The 17,150-nt window shown below is 72.9% G+C and carries 13 protein-coding genes; 7 read left to right on the plus strand and 6 right to left on the minus strand.

What is annotated here, in order from left to right:
- Nucleotides 1-8: 8 nt before the first annotated feature.
- The 3 genes from AB0M92_RS26420 to AB0M92_RS26430 form a co-directional block, all read right to left on the minus strand.
- Complete coding sequence (locus AB0M92_RS26420; protein WP_366104777.1) at nt 9-758, minus strand: DUF305 domain-containing protein; 750 nt, start codon at nt 756-758, stop codon at nt 9-11.
- The gene (locus tag AB0M92_RS26425; protein ID WP_366104778.1) at nt 755-1,441 is read right to left on the minus strand and encodes a DUF3105 domain-containing protein; all 687 of its coding nucleotides are present in this window, start codon (nt 1,439-1,441) and stop codon (nt 755-757) included. Before AB0M92_RS26425 ends, AB0M92_RS26420 begins: the two co-directional genes overlap by 4 nt.
- 71 nt (nt 1,442-1,512) lie before the next feature.
- Entirely contained in the window at nt 1,513-1,926 is a 414-nt protein-coding gene (locus AB0M92_RS26430) for a hypothetical protein (RefSeq protein WP_366104779.1), read from the minus strand.
- Between the two features lie 173 nt (nt 1,927-2,099).
- Here AB0M92_RS26430 and AB0M92_RS26435 point away from each other — a divergent pair, with 173 nt between their 5' ends.
- Both AB0M92_RS26435 and AB0M92_RS26440 read left to right on the plus strand, forming a co-directional pair.
- Entirely contained in the window at nt 2,100-3,461 is a 1,362-nt protein-coding gene (locus AB0M92_RS26435) for a glutamine synthetase family protein (protein ID WP_030156261.1), read from the plus strand.
- 106 nt (nt 3,462-3,567) lie between these two features.
- Nucleotides 3,568-4,848: an MFS transporter gene (locus tag AB0M92_RS26440; protein ID WP_366104780.1), complete on the plus strand. Its 1,281-nt coding sequence runs from the start codon at nt 3,568-3,570 to the stop codon at nt 4,846-4,848.
- A gap of 184 nt (nt 4,849-5,032) precedes the next feature.
- On the opposite strand, the gene AB0M92_RS26445 is transcribed toward AB0M92_RS26440, so the two are convergent.
- Both AB0M92_RS26445 and AB0M92_RS26450 read right to left on the minus strand, forming a co-directional pair.
- Complete coding sequence (locus AB0M92_RS26445) at nt 5,033-7,132, minus strand: PIG-L family deacetylase (RefSeq protein ID WP_366104781.1); 2,100 nt, start codon at nt 7,130-7,132, stop codon at nt 5,033-5,035.
- Between the two features lie 207 nt (nt 7,133-7,339).
- Complete coding sequence (locus AB0M92_RS26450) at nt 7,340-9,613, minus strand: PIG-L family deacetylase (RefSeq protein WP_366104782.1); 2,274 nt, start codon at nt 9,611-9,613, stop codon at nt 7,340-7,342.
- A 196-nt stretch (nt 9,614-9,809) separates the two neighbouring features.
- Here AB0M92_RS26450 and AB0M92_RS26455 point away from each other — a divergent pair, with 196 nt between their 5' ends.
- Both AB0M92_RS26455 and AB0M92_RS26460 read left to right on the plus strand, forming a co-directional pair.
- A complete protein-coding gene (locus AB0M92_RS26455; RefSeq protein ID WP_366104783.1) occupies nt 9,810-12,797 on the plus strand; it encodes a bifunctional [glutamine synthetase] adenylyltransferase/[glutamine synthetase]-adenylyl-L-tyrosine phosphorylase in 2,988 nt (995 codons plus the stop codon).
- 27 nt (nt 12,798-12,824) lie between these two features.
- On the plus strand, nt 12,825-13,673 hold the full coding sequence (locus AB0M92_RS26460; RefSeq protein ID WP_366104784.1) for a class I SAM-dependent methyltransferase: 849 nt from the start codon (nt 12,825-12,827) through the stop codon (nt 13,671-13,673).
- A 6-nt stretch (nt 13,674-13,679) separates the two neighbouring features.
- Here the strand turns inward: AB0M92_RS26460 and AB0M92_RS26465 are convergent, their stop codons facing one another.
- On the minus strand, nt 13,680-14,528 hold the full coding sequence (locus AB0M92_RS26465) for a helix-turn-helix domain-containing protein (protein WP_366104785.1): 849 nt from the start codon (nt 14,526-14,528) through the stop codon (nt 13,680-13,682).
- Nucleotides 14,529-14,870: 342 nt separating this feature from the next.
- Here AB0M92_RS26465 and AB0M92_RS26470 point away from each other — a divergent pair, with 342 nt between their 5' ends.
- Genes AB0M92_RS26470 through AB0M92_RS26480 form a run of 3 tightly spaced genes read left to right on the plus strand, consistent with a single transcriptional unit; the run spans nt 14,871 to nt 17,124 of the window.
- Nucleotides 14,871-15,719: a helix-turn-helix transcriptional regulator gene (locus AB0M92_RS26470; RefSeq protein ID WP_366104786.1), complete on the plus strand. Its 849-nt coding sequence runs from the start codon at nt 14,871-14,873 to the stop codon at nt 15,717-15,719.
- Nucleotides 15,716-15,973 (plus strand): DUF397 domain-containing protein, encoded by a 258-nt coding sequence (locus AB0M92_RS26475; RefSeq protein WP_366104787.1) that lies wholly within the window; start codon nt 15,716-15,718, stop codon nt 15,971-15,973. The genes AB0M92_RS26470 and AB0M92_RS26475 overlap by 4 nt, the downstream gene beginning before the upstream one ends.
- The gene (locus AB0M92_RS26480) at nt 15,970-17,124 is read left to right on the plus strand and encodes a hypothetical protein (RefSeq protein WP_366104788.1); all 1,155 of its coding nucleotides are present in this window, start codon (nt 15,970-15,972) and stop codon (nt 17,122-17,124) included. The genes AB0M92_RS26475 and AB0M92_RS26480 overlap by 4 nt, the downstream gene beginning before the upstream one ends.
- Nucleotides 17,125-17,150 lie beyond the last annotated feature (26 nt).

A 17,150-nucleotide genomic window follows, 5' to 3' on the forward strand; every position in this document is an offset into this window, starting at 1 on the left:
GTGTCCCGTCACCCGCGCGGTGCGGCCCCGCGCTGTTTCAGCATGTCCGCCATGAGGGTGAGCTCCGACTGCTGCGCCTCGACCATGCCCTGGGCCAGCGCCCGCTCGGCGGGGGTCTCGCACTGCTTCGCGCAGCCCTGGGCCATCGCGACCCCGCCCTTGTGGTGGTCGGTCATCAGCTGGAGGTAGAGCACCTCCGCGTCCCGGCCCTCGGCGGCGCCGAGCTGCGCGAGCTCCTCCTTGGTGGCCATGCCGGGCATGAGCGCGCCGGGCTTGGTGGTGGCCCCGCCCATGTCGTGCCCGCTCATGTCGTGACCGGCCGTGTCGTCCCCGGCCGCGTCGTGCCCGCTCATGTCGTGACCGGCCGAGGCCGCACCGTGCCCGCCGTGCCGGTCGGCCGTTCCCATCCAGGACATCGGCGGCTCGTCGGCCACCACCTTCGGCAGCCCCCACAGGTCCAGCCAGCCCAGCAGCATGCCCCGCTGGTTGGCCTGGGTGTTGGCGATGTCGTACGCGAGGCCGCGCACCGGCTCGTCCTTGGTGCGGTCCCGCACGATGAACGACATCTCCACCGCCTGCTGGTGGTGCACGGCCATGTCCCGGGCGAAGCCCGCGTCCGCCGAGTAGAGGCCCGGTGCCCGGGACGGCGTACGGGAGCCGTCGGCGTCACTGTCGCTCGCGGCGGTGACCGTCGCCCCCGCCGCGAACAGCAGCGCGAGCAGGACGGCCGTCCCGGCCGCCCAGTACGTACGGGTCACTTCTCGGCCAGCCCGTTGGTGCAGGCCGCCCCCGGCTCGGGGGTCTGCTGGCCCTGCACGTACTTCGTGAGGAACTGCGCGACCCGGGGGTCGTCCGCCTTCTCCACCGTCAGCTGCTTGCCCCAGGCACTCAACATGATCGTGCCCGCCTGCTCCTTGTCCGGGCTCATCAGCGTGTACGGGGTCTTGGTCACCTTCGCGGCGAGCACGTCGAGGTCGGCCTTGGCCGCCTTCTCGTTGTACGTCACCCAGACCGCGCCGTGCTCCATCGAGTGGACGGCGTTCACCTCGGGGATCGCGTTCTTGTAGACGTCGCCGTCGCAGTTCATCCAGCGCGGGCTGTGGTCGCCGCCGACCGGCGGGTTCATCGGGTACTTCACCGGGGTCTCGACGTGGTTGCGGCCCAGCGTCTTCGCGTCCCAGGACTGCTCGCCGGCCACCGGGGTCTTGCGGGCCTCCGCCGCGGCGGCCTCGGCCTTGCGGACGGCCGCGGCCGCGGCGTCCTTCTTCTCCTTCTTGTCGATCATCACCCATGCGCCGAAGCCGACGAGCGCGGTGACGACGGCCGCGGAGGCGATGATCGCGAGGACCTTGTTGCGCCGGTCGCGGGACTGCTCGGCGCGGCGCATCTCGGCTATGCGCGCCTGGCGGGAGTTGCTGTCGTGAGGGGTCCTGCTGGCCATGTGCCCTGAATCCTTCTGCTGAGGGGGGTGGAGGAATGGATCCGGTGGAGCGCGGTACGGCGCCCGGACCCTCAGGTCCGCAGCACTTGGAGGGCATGGAGATCGGGGGCGCGAGCGAGCGCCGCGTGCGTCCGGGCCGGCCCGCCGCCGGCGGCGCGCCCGACGTGATCCGGGGCGGAAACCGGCACGGTCACGGCGGGCGGCGGAGCGGGCAGCACGCCGGGGGCCACGTGCGAGAAGGGGGAGCAGCCCGGAGGCTCGTCGGGGGCGACGCAGACGGCGCGCGTCCCGGTGTCGGCGGCCGGTGTGGCCGTCCCGGCGGTCGTCACGGCGGCCGTCCCGGTGGTCGCCCCCGCGTGCGGCTCGCCCGGCCGTACGCACAGGAACAGGGCTCCGAACAGCACCGAAAGGGCGACCGCGATGACGGCACGCCGACGTACGTGGCGTCCGATGCGCCCGCGTCGTATGTGCTCCCGGCCCCCCATGGGCGCAGATGGTAATGCTCATGACGGGCCCGTGGTCAGTGCGGGGGTGCCGCCACCTTTCAAGGGTGCGTAATGTGGCGGAAACCGCGGCTGGCGATACTGGGCCCGCCCGACTGTGCCCCCGCCCTCGGGGGAGGTGGTACACAGGCCGTCTGAACTGCGAGGATGAAGGCATGGACAAGCAGCAGGAATTCGTCCTCCGGACGCTTGAGGAGCGCGACATCCGCTTCGTGCGCCTGTGGTTCACCGACGTACTGGGCTTCCTGAAGTCCGTCGCGGTCGCCCCCGCCGAGCTGGAGCAGGCCTTCGACGAGGGCATCGGCTTCGACGGCTCGGCCATCGAGGGCTTCGCGCGGGTCTACGAGTCCGACATGATCGCCAAGCCGGACCCCAGCACGTTCCAGATACTGCCGTGGCGCGCCGAGGCCCCGGGGACCGCCCGGATGTTCTGCGACATCCTGATGCCGGACGGCTCCCCCTCCTTCGCGGACCCGCGCTTCGTCCTCAAGCGCATCCTGAACAAGACCTCCGACCTGGGCTTCACCTTCTACACCCACCCGGAGATCGAGTTCTTCCTGCTGAAGGACAAGCCGCTGGACGGGACCCGCCCGGTGCCGGCCGACAACTCCGGCTACTTCGACCACACTCCGCAGAACGTCGGCATGGACTTCCGCCGCCAGGCGATCACGATGCTCGAATCCATGGGCATCTCGGTCGAGTTCAGCCACCACGAGGGCGCCCCCGGCCAGCAGGAGATCGACCTCCGCTACGCCGACGCCCTCTCGACGGCCGACAACATCATGACGTTCCGCCTCGTCATGAAGCAGGTGGCGCTGGAACAGGGCGTCCAGGCCACCTTCATGCCGAAGCCGTTCTCCGAGTACCCCGGCTCGGGCATGCACACCCACCTCTCCCTCTTCGAGGGGGACCGCAACGCCTTCTACGAATCGGGCGCCGAGTACCAGCTCTCGAAGGTCGGCCGCTCCTTCATCGCGGGCCTGCTGCGCCACGCCGCGGAAACGGCGGCGGTCACGAACCAGTGGGTGAACTCCTACAAGCGCATCTGGGGCGGCTCCTCCCGCACCGCCGGCTCCGGCGGCGAGGCCCCCTCGTACATCTGCTGGGGCCACAACAACCGCTCGGCCCTGATCCGCGTCCCGATGTACAAGCCGGGCAAGACGGGCTCCTCGCGCGTCGAGGTCCGCTCGATCGACTCGGGCGCCAACCCGTACCTGACGTACGCGGTCCTCCTGGCGGCCGGCCTCAAGGGCATCGAGGAGGGCTACGAACTCCCGGCGGGCGCCGACGACGACGTCTGGGCCCTCTCCGACGCCGAACGCCGCGCGATGGGCATCGAACCCCTCCCCCAGAACCTCGGCGAGGCCATCTCCCTGATGGAACGCAGCGAACTGGTGGCGGAGACCCTCGGCGAACACGTCTTCGACTTCTTCCTGCGCAACAAGAAGCAGGAGTGGGAGGAATACCGCTCGGAGGTCACGGCCTTCGAACTCCGCAAGAACCTCCCGGTCCTGTAAGGGCGGCTCACAGCCCCGACGGGCACGCACGGCACTCCGGGCCGGTGGTCACTGACCACCGGCCCGGAGCCGTGGCCGGTGAAGCCTCATCCAAGGAGAACTGACGATGGACCCCGCACCCGGGGGACGGCCCTTCCAGAAGCTGTGGGCAGCCACCGCCACGTCGAACCTTTCGGACGGGGTGAGCCTGGCCGCGGCACCCCTGCTCGCGGCCTCCATGACCCACGACCCGGCCCTGATCGCCGGCATCACCGTGGCGCAGCGGGCCCCGTGGCTGGTCCTGGCCTTCATATCCGGAGCCCTGGCGGACCGGCTGGACCGAAAGCGTGTCGCACAGGCGGCGAACTGGATCCGCGTCGCCGGATTCGCGGCCCTCGCGGTGGCGGTCCTCGGCGACGCCGTCTCCATGCCACTGCTCTACGCGGTCTTCTTCGCCATCGGGACGGCCGAGACGCTCTACGACAGTTCGTCGTCGGCGTGGCTTCCGATCCTGGTGGCCCCGGACGACCTGGGCCGGGCCAACGGACGGCTGCAGACCACGTTCGTCATCTGCAACGAGTTCGTCGGGCCGCCGATGGGCGGATTCCTCTTCGCCTCCGCGGCCGCGGCCCCGTTCGTGCTCGGCGCCGGCGGCTATCTGGCAGCCGTCGGCCTGCTGGCGCTGATCCCCTCAGCCACCCGGCACCGACAGGAGCCGTCCGCGGAACCCCTGACGGTGAAGGGCGTCGCCGCGGACATCGCCGTCGGCGCGAGGTGGTACTGGTCGTCGCCGACGCTGCGGTCGCTGAGCGTCGTCGCGGCGATGGGCAACGCCGTCAGCGCCGCCACCTACGGCATCCTCGTGCTCCTTGCCACGGACGTGCTGGGTGTCGCCTCCGGCTGGTACGGCGTACTGCTCGCGGCCGGTGCCATCGGCGCGGTCATCGGCGGCCTCGTGGCCGGCAAGGCCGGCGAGTGGATGCCGATCGGCACGCTGATCCTGGTGACGAACCTGCTGTCGGCCGGGTCCGTCATCGGCATGGGACTGGCGATCAGCCCGGCGGCCACCGTCGCCTTCATGGCGCTGGACGGCTTCGTCGTCCTGATCCAGACCATCCAGGTCGTCACACTCCGACAGCAGATCGTGCCGAACGAGCTGATGGGCCGCGTCACCGCGGCCTACCGGTCCGTCGCCGTGGGCGCTTTCACCGTCGGAGGGATCGGGGGCGGCCTGGTGGCGAAGTTCTTCGGGATCCCCGCCGCCTTCTACGTCGGTGGCACCGCCATGGCGCTCACTGCCTTCGCGGTCCTGCCCGTGCTGAACGACAAGCGCCTCGCCCGGGTGAAAAGAGAGGCGTCAGATCCGCAAGGGACTCTGGAAGAACGCCGCGCAGGCACTTCGCCGTAACGACCGCGCCCAGCGGCTCCTCGGCCTCAACCGATCACCGTGGAGGCGGCGGCGTGATCTGCGCAGGCGGCCCACGGGCGCTCCTCTCGGAGTGCCATGGCGGACATCGAAGCGGAGGTGCGTGCGATCCCGCCGACGACGGATGCAGTCGCCCCGTGCGATCCGGCCGGCGTGGTGGCCCGGGCTACGTCCGGGGGACCGCTCGGTGCCAGGGGGTCCGTGGGGCGGGGGTGGTGGGGGCCGTCGTGGTGATGTGGAGTTCCGCGTCCAGGCCGATGACCGCCGTCGTCGTGGAGCCCGCCGGTTCCAGGACTCCGGCGGGGGCGCCCGCGTACTGCATCTGCGACTCCGTCCACGCCGGCGGGCCGCCCAGGCTCGTCGCGGCGACCGTGCCCGTGTCCGCGCGGCCCGACAGGAGGCGGCCCGCCACGCCGACCGCGCCGTAGCCCGCCCGGCCGCCGGCCTCCGTGACGCTGGAGACCTGGGGTTTGCCGGAGCCGGACGTGACCAGGGCCGTACGGACGACCCCCGAGTCGGGGCGCCGGAAGTAGAGCCGGACGCCCGCGCCCTCCGGAGCCGCCGACAGCGGGACCGTGGTGGCCGGCAGGCCCGTCGGGAACGGCCCCTGGAGCGGGGCGCCCGGGGCGGGCTGGGTCCAGGTGAGCACCGACTTGGTGGTGGTGGCGTACACCTGGCGCCGCCCGGTGGCGTCCACCGCCGTCACCGGGTCGCTCTGGAGGTCCTCGCCGCCCAGGCGCTGCCAGGAGCCGAAGACGCCGTCCGGCTGCTGCTCGCGGGCGCGCAGGGTGCGGCGGGAGTCGCGGACGTAGACGGCCAGCCGGCCGTCCGGGGTGACGGCGGCCGCGGGCGCGCTGATCGAGGAGGTGCCCTCCTCGTCGGCGCCCTCGGGGGTGCCGAGCGACTGCCACGGCCCGAACGGGCCGTCGGGCGCGGCCTGGACGGCGTACACGATCTCGCGCCGGTAGTCCGACGGCCCGGTGCCCAGGGCGGTACGGGTGGCGAGGACCGCGACGCGGCCGTCGGGGAGGCGGGCGGTGCTCGCGCCCGGGTCGATGCCGGTGCCGGGGAGCAGCTGCGGGCCGGTCCAGGCGGCGGAGCCTCCCCCGCCCGGGCCGCCGCCCGGCCGGGTCCAGAGCGCCATCTGCCCGTCCAGCGCGGCGAAGGCGTAGAGCCGGCCGCCGACGCCCGCCGCCAGCCAGGAGGTGTTGTCGGCGCGGGCGTAACGCAGCGACTGGGCCCAGTTGCGGCCGGTGGGGCTGCTCGCCACCTTGCGGTCGCCGCAACCGGACGGGCTGCCGCAGTAGTTCTGGTGGTCGAGCCAGGCGTACGTCTTGAGGAAGCCGGTCTTCGTTTCGGCCGTCTGCGGGTCCAGCGCGTGCGGCAGGGTGCCGTTGTGGTAGCCGAGGTAGTTCTGCACCGAGAACCGCGGCCGGTCGGTGACCTGGGCGGCGTACGCGGCGGTGGCGGCCTGTACGAAGCGCGCTCCGTACATGTGGTCCTGGTGATCGGTGTACTTGCCGGTGTCGTGGTACCGGCCCGGCGTCGGGTCCTGCATCCGTATCGTCGTCGGCTTGTACAGCGCGAGCAGTCCGGCTATCGACTGGACCACCTGGTCCCTGGTGTACGCGTAACTCTGTTTGACCGGGGTTCCGGAGGTCAACTGGGCGCCGAGCGCGGGTATCTTGCCGTTCCACAGGCCGCGCAGGCTGTCCGGGTTCTCGGCGGTGGGATTGCGGGCCTCGCGCATCTGCAGCCAGACCAGGTTGACCTGCGGCCGGGCGATGAGGACGTCGAGTTCGGCCCGCCCGCCGCCCGCGGTGGATATGACGGTGCGCTTCCAGGCGCTGGTGCGGTCGCCGGTGGCCATCTGGGCGTAGGCGGCGCGGATGCCGTTCTGCCGGGCTTCCGCGTAGTGGGTGCGGTCGGCGGGCTGCGCGGGGTCCTTGAGGCCGGACCCGTCGGCCTCGTTGCGGCCGTCGGCCTCGCCGGAGGTCAGGTAGAGGGTGGTGAGCTGGAGGCCGGCGGTCAGTGAGCGGCTGAGGTCCGGGTTCATGAAGAACAGGTCGTCGTCGGGGTGGGCGACGACCTGGACGACCGATCCGGACGTGGTGCTCGCGACGATCGCGGCGTCCGGGTTCTCCGGGGTGGCGGTGGCCTCTGCCGACGTCTGCTGGCCGGTCGCGACGGCGAGCACGCCGGTGGCACCGACGGTGAGTACGGGAAGGAGCGCCGCGAGGAGGAAACGGCGACGGGCAATCGGCATCGGGCACGCCTTGGGGTCGTTCCGGGCGGGATGAACGGCAGTTCAGTCGGCTCGTTCATTGAGAGGCCAAAACACGGGAGTTGGTTCACCGAAATGCCCGATGAGTCGCCGACCGGCTGTCCTGCTGCCCGCCGAGCCGTGCCCGCCGAGCCGTGCCCGGCGACCCCCGCCGTCCGCGTACCTCGTCCCGCAGGGCGGGTGCGGGCGCTAACGCTCCGCGTTGCGCGGACCCACCGGCAGCCACGGCGCCAGGTGCGCGTCCGCGTCGTCCGCCGACGAGGTCACGTACAGCCGCGCGTCGAGCCCCACCACCGCCAGGCTGACCAGGTTCCTGCCGGTCGTCGTGGCCGACGGCGCCCCGACGAACATCAGGGGCGAGCGTTCCCACGGCCGCCCGGGCCCCAGGCCCGAGCCCAGCAGCCCGCCCGCCGAGCGTCCGGCCAGCACGTGCCCGCTCGCCGTCAGCGAGCCGAAGCCCTGGAGCCCGCCGAGGTCGGTGAGGTGGTTGACCTTCAGCCCGCCCTCGCCCGTCACCAGGGCGGTACGGACATTGCCCGAGCCCGGCTTGCGGAACCACAGCCGCACCCCGCCCTCGTGCCCCTCCGCGGTGAGCGGGAGCGTGGTGTCGGGCAGCCCGGTGGGGGTGGCCCGCCCCAGCGGGGCGCCCGGCTTCGGCTGCACCCAGCCCACCACCGACTTGGTGGTCGCCGCGAACACCATGCGCCGACCGGCGCCGTCGGTGGCGGTCACCGGGGTGCCGTGCAGGTCGGCGCCGCCGTACGAGGTCCACGGCCCCCAGCTGCCGTTCGCCGACTGCACCCGGCCGCGCAGCGAACCCGCGCCGTCGCGGACGTACGCCGCCGGCTGCCCGGTGCCGTCGAGCGCGACGGCGGGGGCGCTGATGTCGGAGGTCCAGTTCTCGTCGGAGGTCTCGGGCGTGCCGAGCGACTGCCAGTCCCCGAACTCCTGCGCGCCGGGGCCCTTCTGGACGCAGTACACGACCTCGCGCCGGTACTCCGCGGGCCGCGCGCCGAACGACGTACGGGTGCCGAAGACGGCGATCCGCCCGTCCGGCAGGGTGACGGTGGCCGCGCCCGGGTCCATGCCGGTGCCGGGCAGCAGGCGCGGACCGCTCCAGGCGCCGATGGGGCCTGAGCGGTGCCAGAGCGCGACCTGGCCGTCGAGCACCTTGAAGGCCCACAGGCCGTGGTCCTTGTCGGAGGTCAGCCAGGAGGTGCCGGTGCCGCGGGCGTAGTTGACGGTGGAGGTCCAGCCGTTGCCGGCGGGGTGGTCGGCGACCTTGAGGTCGCCGCAGCCGGCGTCGCTGCCGCAGTGGTTCTGCTTGTCGAGCCAGGCGTACGTGTCGAGTATGTCCAGCTTCTCCTTGGCCTCGTCGGGGTCCAGGGCGCTGGGCAGGGAGCCGTTGAAGTAGCCGACGTAGTTCTGCACCGCGAAGTGCGGGCGGTCCTTCGCGTCGACGTCCTTCGCGTACGAGGCGAGGGCGGCCTGCACGAAGCGGGCGCCGTAGAAGTGGTCCTGGTGGTCGGTGTACTTCCTGGTGTCGGGGAACCGGCCGGGGGTCGGGTCCTGGGCGCGGACGGTGGTCGGCTTGTACTGCTCCAGGACGCCGACGAGGGTGCGGACGACCTGGTCCTTGGAGTACGAGAAGCGCTGCTTGACGGGGGTGCCGGAGGAGAGCTGGGCGCCGAGCGCCGCCACCTTGCCGTCCCACAGGCCGTGCAGGCTGTCGGGGGCGCTGTCGTAGACGGTGCCGGCCTCGCGCAGCTGCAGCCAGACGAGGTTGACCTCGGGCTTGGCGACGAGGACGTCGACCTCGGCGTGGCCGCCCCCCTTGGTGGGGACGACGGTGCGCTTCCAGGCGCTGCCGCGGTCGCCGGTCGCCATCTTGGCGTAGGCGGCGCGGATGCCGTTCTGGCGGGCTTCGGCGTAGGCGGGCTTGTTGGGCGGGGTGGTGCTCTGTTTGCCCTCGGTGGCGTTGATGCCGTCCGCCTCGCCGGCGGTGAGGTAGACGGTGGTGACGGGGTGGCCGGCGGCTATGGAGTACCGCAGGTCGGGGTTCATGAAGTACAGGTCGTCGTCGGGGTGGGCGACGATCTGGAGCACCCGGCCGGGGTCGGGGGCGTCGACGGCGGAGGCCGGAGCGGGGCCGTGCCGATCGCCGCCGAGGCCGCTGATTCCGCTGATCCCGCCGAGGCCGCTGATGCCGCCGATCCCGCTGAGGGCCTCGCTGCCGCGCAGCAGGAGCATGCAGGTCGCCGCGACGGCGGCAGCGCCGGCGATCCCCTTGACGACCCGGGCCCGGGCGCGTGCGCCCCGCTGCCCCGAGGCCGCGGCGGCCCGCGCCCGCCGTGCGGCGCGCCGGCCGCCGGATGCGGCAGCGCGGGGCGGATCGGCGAGGGGGTCTGCGCCCGGTCCGCCCGGCCAGGGGGTGGGACCCTGGGAGGGGGGTCGTTCGGGCATGGGGGTCCTTCGGGGGTCGGGCGGGAGCGGAGGTAAAGCGTCCGTATTTATGCAGATAATCCGATAATCGGGATCATGGTACGTGCCCGGTCGGGCCGGTGAGTCGAACGCCTGCTCCGGCTAGGCTCCCCCCAGGCCCGCACGGGCAGTGGCAGTGGCAGTGGCGGCGACGGCGACGTACGCGGGAGGCGGCGGGATGACAGTCCCGGGACGCAGGAGCAGTACTTTCATGCGGCTGCTGCGCAGCGGCTTCACCGACCCCTCGGCCGCCGCCCGGCTGCTCGACTCCGACGCGCTGGCCTCCGTACGCACCGATCCGGTGCTCCTCGACGCCCTCGGGGCCACCGCCGATCCCGACCTCGCCCTCCTCGGGCTCGTCCGGCTCGCCGAGGCGCAGAGCGAGGACGAGCGGCCCGTACTCCTCGACACCCTCGTCAGCGCCAAGCCGCTGCGCGACCGCCTCCTCGGCGTGCTCGGCGCCTCCGAGGCGCTCGCCGACCACCTCGCCCGCCACCCCCGCGACTGGCACGCGCTCGTCACGTACGAGGCCGCCGACCTGCACCCCGGGCTCGCCGAGTTCGAACAGGGGCTCGCCCAGGCCCACGACCCCGTCGTCCTGCGCGTCGCCTACCGCCGCTGCCTGCTCTCCATCGCCGCCCGCGACGTCTGCGGCACCATCGACGTCGCCGAGACCGCCGCCGAGCTCGCCGACCTCGCCACCGCCACCCTGCGCGCCGCCCTGCGGATCGCGTCCGCCGCGGCCCCGGACGACGCGGCCGCCTGCCGGCTCGCCGTCATCGCCATGGGCAAGTGCGGGGGCAACGAGCTCAATTACGTCTCCGACGTCGACGTCATCTTCGTCGGGGAGACCGCCCCCGGCACCGACGAGGGCAAGGGCATCCAGGCCGCCACCCGCCTCGCCTCCCACCTCATGCGGATCTGCTCCGAGACCACCATCGAGGGCACCATCTGGCCCGTCGACGCCAACCTGCGCCCCGAGGGCCGCAACGGCCCGCTCGTGCGCACCCTCGCCTCCCACCTCGCCTACTACCAGCGCTGGGCCAAGACCTGGGAGTTCCAGGCCCTGCTCAAGGCCCGCGCCGTCGCCGGCGACGCGGACCTCGGCGCCCAGTACATCGACGCCATAACGCCGCTGGTCTGGCACGCCGCCGAGCGCGAGAACTTCGTCGCCGACGTCCAGAAGATGCGCCGCCGCGTCGTCGACAACATCCCCGCCGCCCAGGTCGACCGCGAGCTCAAGCTCGGCCCCGGCGGCCTGCGCGACGTCGAGTTCGCCGTCCAGCTGCTCCAGCTCGTCCACGGCCGCAGCGACGCCACCCTGCACTCCGGCTCCACCCTCGACGCCCTGCACGCCCTCGCCGCCGGCGGCTACGTCGGCCGCACCGACGCCGCCCAGCTGAACGACGCGTACCGCTTCCTGCGCGCCATGGAGCACCGCATCCAGCTGTACCGGCTGCGCCGCACCCACCTCGTCCCCGAGGACGAGGCCGACCTGCGCCGCCTCGGCCGCTCGCTGGGCCTGCGCACCGAACCCGTCGCCGAGCTCAACAAGGCCTGGCGCCGACACGCCTCCGTGGTCCGGCGCCTGCACGAGAAGCTCTTCTACCGGCCGCTGCTCGACGCCGTCGCCCAGCTCGCCCCCGGCGAGACCCGGCTCTCCCCGCGCGCCGCCGGCCAGCGCCTCGAAGCCCTCGGCTACGCCGACCCGGCCTCGGCCCTGCGCCACCTCGAAGCCCTCGCCTCCGGCGTCACCCGCAAGGCCGCCATCCAGCGCACCCTGCTCCCGGTGATGCTCGGCTGGTTCGCCGACTCCGCCGACCCGGACGCCGGCCTGCTGAACTTCCGCAAGGTCTCCGACGCGCTCGGCAAGACCCCCTGGTACCTGCGGCTCCTGCGCGACGAGGGCGCCGCCGCCGAGAACCTGGCCCGCGTACTGTCCGCGGGCCGGCTCGCCCCCGACCTGCTGATGCGCGCCCCCGAAGCCGTCGCCCTGCTCGGTGACCCCGGCGGGCTCGCGCCCCGTACGCACGAGGCCCTCGCGCAGGAGGTGCTCGCCGCCGTCGGCCGCGCCGAAAGCGCGGAGGCCGGGGTCGCGGCCGCCCGCGGGGTCCGCCGCCGCGAGCTGTTCCGTACGGCCGCCGCCGACATCATCCGCTCGTACGGCACGGAGGACCGCCCGGCCGAAGAGGACACCGGAGCCCTCGTCGACCGGGTGGGCGGCGCCGTCTCCGACCTCACCGCCGCCACCGTCGCCGGAGCATTGCGCGCCGCCGTCCGCCACCAGTGGGGCGAGACCCTGCCCACCCGCTTCGCGATCATCGGGGTGGGCCGCTTCGGCGGCCACGAACTCGCCTACGGATCCGACGCCGACGTCCTGTTCGTCCACGAACCCCGCGAGGGCGTCGACGAGCAGGAGGCCGCGAAGGCCGCCCAGACCGTCATCGCCGAAATGCGCAGGCTGCTCCAACTCCCCACCGCAGACCCGCCGCTGCTCATCGACGCCGACCTGCGCCCGGAAGGCCGCTCGGGCCCCCTGGTCCGCACGCTGTCCTCATACGCCGCGTACTACCGGCGCTGGTCCCTGACCTGGGAGAGCCAGGCCCTGCTGCGCGCCGAACCGGTCGCGGGCGACATCGAGCTCGGCGCCCGCTTCATCGAGCTGATCGACCCGCTGCGCTACCCGATGGAGGGCCTCGGCGAGGACGCCGTACGGGAGATCCGCCGCCTGAAGGCGCGGATGGAGTCCGAACGCCTCCCGCGCGGCGCCGACCCCACGCTCCACACCAAGCTGGGCCGCGGCGGCCTCAGCGACGTCGAGTGGACCGTCCAGCTGATCCAGATGCAGCATGCCTGGTCCGAACCGGGCCTGCGCACCACCCGGACCCGCGAGGCCCTCGCCGCCGCGCACGCGGCCGGGTTGATCCCGACCGAGGAGGCGCAGATCCTGGACGAGGCCTGGGTACTCGCCACCCGGGTCCGCAACGCGGTGATGCTGGTCCGCGGCCGGGCCGGGGACACCTTCCCCTCGGAGGCCCGCGAACTGGCGGCCGTGGGCCGCTACCTGGGCTACGCGGAGGGCACGGCCGGCGAACTGCTGGACGACTACCGCCGCATCACCCGCCGCGCCCGAGCGGTGGTGGACGACCTCTTCTACGGGGCGTAGGCGGTGTAGGGCGAAGGAGGGGAAGACATGGTCGACATGGTACGGAGCCGGGTGTTCGGCGAGGTGGCCGAGGTCTACGACGCCGCCCGCCCGGGGTACGTGGACGCCCTGGTCACGGAGGTGGTGGCGTACGCGGCGCCGGGCGGTCGCGGGCGCGCGGCGCTGGAGATCGGCGCGGGCACCGGCAAGGCCACGGTGGCGTTCGCGGAGGCCCTCGGCGGGGCGTCAGGCGGGGCGTTCGCGGAGCTGGTGTGCGTCGAGCCCGACGCGCGGATGGCGCAGGTCCTGCGGCGCAACACCGAGAACGGCCCGGGGGCGCGGGTGCCGGTACGGGTGCACGTCGGCGCGTTCGAGGACTGGCGCCCGGACGGCCGTGACTTCGGCCTGGCCTTCGCCGCCACCTCCTGGCACTGGACGGATCCGCAACGGCGCTGGGACCTGGTCCACGACGCCCTGGCGCCGGGCGGGGCGTTGGCGTTGTTCTGGAACCCGCAGGGGGTCCGTGACGCGGATCTGCACGCCGCGCTGGCCGCCGTCGACCGCCGTCACGGGGTCACCGGCGCTGCGCACGGTGTCCTGGCGTCCTCCTTCGGCGAGGTACCGGGCCACTGGGCCGGGCTGCCGGCCGCCTGGCCGGAGGACGAATGCCGCCGCGACGGCCGGTTCACGGACCTGCGCTCCGTCCGGTACCGGCAGGACCTCGACTACGACACCGACCGCTATCTGGGATGTCTGGCCTCCCTCTCGTGCTACCGCGTCCTGCCCGCCGCCCGCCGCGATGAGGCTCTCGCCGAGACCGCCGAGGTCCTGGACGCCCATGGCGGGGGCATCCCGATGACCCTGTTCAACGACCTCTTCCTCGCCCGCACGCACTGAGCCGGTCTACGCCGCCCGCGCGTCCGGGGGCGGACAGTCGCGGCAGCGGCCCGGGACGGGGGAGCGGAAAGCGCGGTCGCAGCCGTCGCAGGTGCGGAGCGGGTGGATCTCCCGGTCGGGCGGTACGGGGCGGGACGGGCCGGGGTCCGGCAGCCGGGGCGGCACCAGTTCCCGCAGGCGGTGGGCGGTCAGCGCGGCCGGGGAGTGGATGGGCGCCGTGGGGAGCGAGCGGGTCAGGGCGTCGATGACGGAGCTCGCCGTCAGCCCCCGCTCCAGCCACACGCCCGCGGCGGGCGCCAGCCGCACGGTGTCCCGCTCGGACAGTACGAGCCGGGGATCGCGCAGCCGCAGCCGCGCCAGCAGCTCACGGGCCCGGAGCTCGACTGCGGAGGCGATGGCCGGGGCGGGGTCCGCCTCCGGGGCCGGGTCCGGCTCCGGCTCGGGGTCCGGCTCGGGAGCCGGCTTCGGCTCGGCCCCGACGGGCTCGGCGCGCCGCTCGCGAGCCGCTGCCGCCATCGCGGGCGGGTTGTTGTACGAGACCGTGCAGGTCACGATCCGGCCGGTGGGGAGCCTCTCGTGGTAGCGGGCCAGGTAGCCGTGCTCCTCCAGCTCGCGCAGGGCGGCGGCGATGCGGACCTCGCCCTCGGGGAAGCGTTCGGCGAGGGCCTTGATGGTGACCTTCGCACCCGCCGGGAGGGACTGGATGTGCGTGGCCAGGCCGATCGCGCCCATGCTCAACCCGCGGTGCTGGGCGAGGTGGTTGCCGATCTTGACGTAGCCGCGGCGGTGATCGTGATTGATGTGCCGGATGCCCGACGGGGCGCGCGAGGGCGCGCTAAACTGCTGGTCAGCCATGGAAGGGTGGATGCCTTCTCTTGGTCAGGCCCTCGGCGGGATTGGCGTCCCGTACGAGGGCCGAATTGCGTTTATGGGGTTGTCGGGGGTTAGCGTGCCCGACGGATTGGCATATGCGCCAGCCGGGTTGGGGGGATTCACCCGTCCGAGTGAGAGGGGAGGGGGAGGTGAGGAGAGGTCATTTCCCCCGGTTGTTTGTCTTTAGGCGTCGAGCGTCACCGGCCATCGCTCCACCGGACCGTGAAAACCTCGATCCGGTGAAATCGGACTTTCTGATTCCTGTGCCTCGACGTGCGCATCCGTGCTTAGCCTGAAGGGAGTTGCAGGCCAACGGAGGTGGCAGTGAGCGCAGAGGGCACGGACGAGTCGAGCTGGGCACTCGATCCGGAGGACGAATCCGGGGCGGTCGTCGCGGCAGTGGGACGCCAGTTGAAAATGTGGCGGGAGGCCGCTGGACTCGACCGTTCCGCATTCGCTGAACGGATGGGCTACGGGGCGGACCTGACCCGCAAGATCGAAAGCGGCACCCGCATTCCGCGCCCGGAGTTCCTGGACAAGGCGGACGAGGTCCTCGGGGCGGACGGGAAGATCGCCGCGATGAAGGTGGACGTCGAAAAGGCCCGCTACCCGAAGAAGGTTCGGGATCTGGCCAAGTTGGAATCCGAAGCGGTGGAGATCGGTTCGTACGACAACGGCGTGGTCCCGGGCTTGCTTCAGACCGAGGAGTACATCCGTGCCCTCTACGCAGTGAGGCGCCCGGCCTACTCGGAGGATCAGATCGAGCGCCTGGTAGCGGCGAGGGTGGCGCGCCACGACGTCCTCCGGCGACATCCGGCCCCACTGCTGACCGTCGTGCAGGAAGAGGCTGTTCTCCGGCGGCCTGTCGGGGGCAAAATGGTGCTGCGCCGCCAACTGGAGCACCTGCTGGAGGTCGGCCAGTTGCGCACCGTGGAGATCCAGGTGATGCCCACCTCCGTCGAGGAGCACGCAGGCCTCGCCGGATCCCTCACGGTCATGCGCCTCAAGGATGGAACGACAGTCGGGCACAACGAAGTTCAGCTGGTCAGCCGCTTGATCACTGAACCCAAAGAGGTCCAGGTCCTGGACATGCGCTATGGCATGATCCGAGCACAGGCTCTGACGCCTCGCGAATCTCTGACGTTCATCGAGAAGGTACTGGGGGAGACATGAGCATCAAGCCGTCGGCTGAGGGCCTCTCCACACTGACGTGGGTCAAGAGCAGCTACAGCACCAACGACGGACCCAACTGTGTCGAGGTCGCCTGGGCCAAGAGCAGCTACAGCACGGCCGACGGGGCCGACTGCATCGAGGTCGCCCAGCTGCCCGGCACCGTCCTCGTGCGGGACTCCAAGGTGGCCAACGGCGGCCGGCTGGCGCTCACCCCCGCCGCCTGGCTCGGCTTCGTCGCGTACGCCACCGCGTGAGAACCCCGGGCTCGGCCGTCAAGGCCGTGTACCGCTACCGGCGGCCGGGCCCCGATTGCTGGGACGCCGTCGTCACGGCCGTCTGCGAGGACACGCGCCACCGCTGGGACGCCGCGAAGGCGTTGGCCCAGGCCGGGCCCGCCGTCTCCGCGCACGCCGACCGGATCGCCAAGGCCCTCGACGAGGGGTCCGGGCGCGGGGACGAACTCGCCTCCGCCCTCGCCGGAATGGGCGACCTCCGGGCGGTGCCCGCTCTGCGGCGCCTCGCGCAGGACGGCCACTTCCCGACCTACCGCATCCACGTCCGCGTCCTGGCCGCACTGCCCGCCGCGGAGCTGCTCCCGGCGATGCGGACGGTGCTGCGCCGGGATCCGCCGCGGTACCACGCCAGCACCTCCGTCCTCGAACTCCTCGCACAGTGGGGTCCGGACTCCGCGTCCGCCGTGCCCGAGGTGCTCCCGTACCTGGAGGGCCCCTACGCCTACGACGCCCTGCGCGTCCTGGGCCGGATCGGCCCGGCCGCGGCCGTCGCCGCCGACAGGCTGGCCGACTTCGCCACCGGTCGCGCCCCGAAGGCCGCCCGCCACCACCCGCGGCTGGCCGCCTGGGCGCACTGGAGGGTCACCGGCGATCCGACGCTCGCCCTCGGCGTGTGCGGTGCGGCCGCGGGTTCCGGGAGCGCGAGCCACGGCCTGCCCTTCCTCGCCGACCTCGGAGCGCTGGCCGCCGCGCACGCGGACACCGTGCGCGCTCTGATGGAATCGCCCGGCGCGTGGATCCGCGTCGCCGCGGCCCACGCGTATTGGCGGATCACCGCAGACGCGGAACCCGCCGTGCAGGTGCTGCTGGCGGAGGTGGACCCGCAGTGGACGGGCATGCCGGCCCTCCCGACCCGGGAAGCGGTGCGCCGCCTCGGTGGGATCGGCGCCCCGGCCGCCGCGTCGGCGCCCTTGCTGCGCCGGATCCTGGCGGCGGAGGAGCGGCTGGCCTACCCGTACGAGCACGTCCGGATCCTGGCCGACGAGGCCTACGTCCGCACCCTGACCGAGGCGTTGGCACGTATGGGAGCGGGCGCCCCGGGCGCCCCCGTGCCGCCGCCCGCGCCCGCCGCCCGGCGGGGACTGCTGCAGAGGTGGCAGGGGCTGCACTGACCGCCTCGTCGGGCCGGGCCGGCCGT

Origin of the sequence: Streptomyces sp. NPDC051582 (genome assembly GCF_040681715.1) — a bacterium.
Taxonomy (GTDB): Bacteria; Actinomycetota; Actinomycetes; order Streptomycetales; family Streptomycetaceae; genus Streptomyces.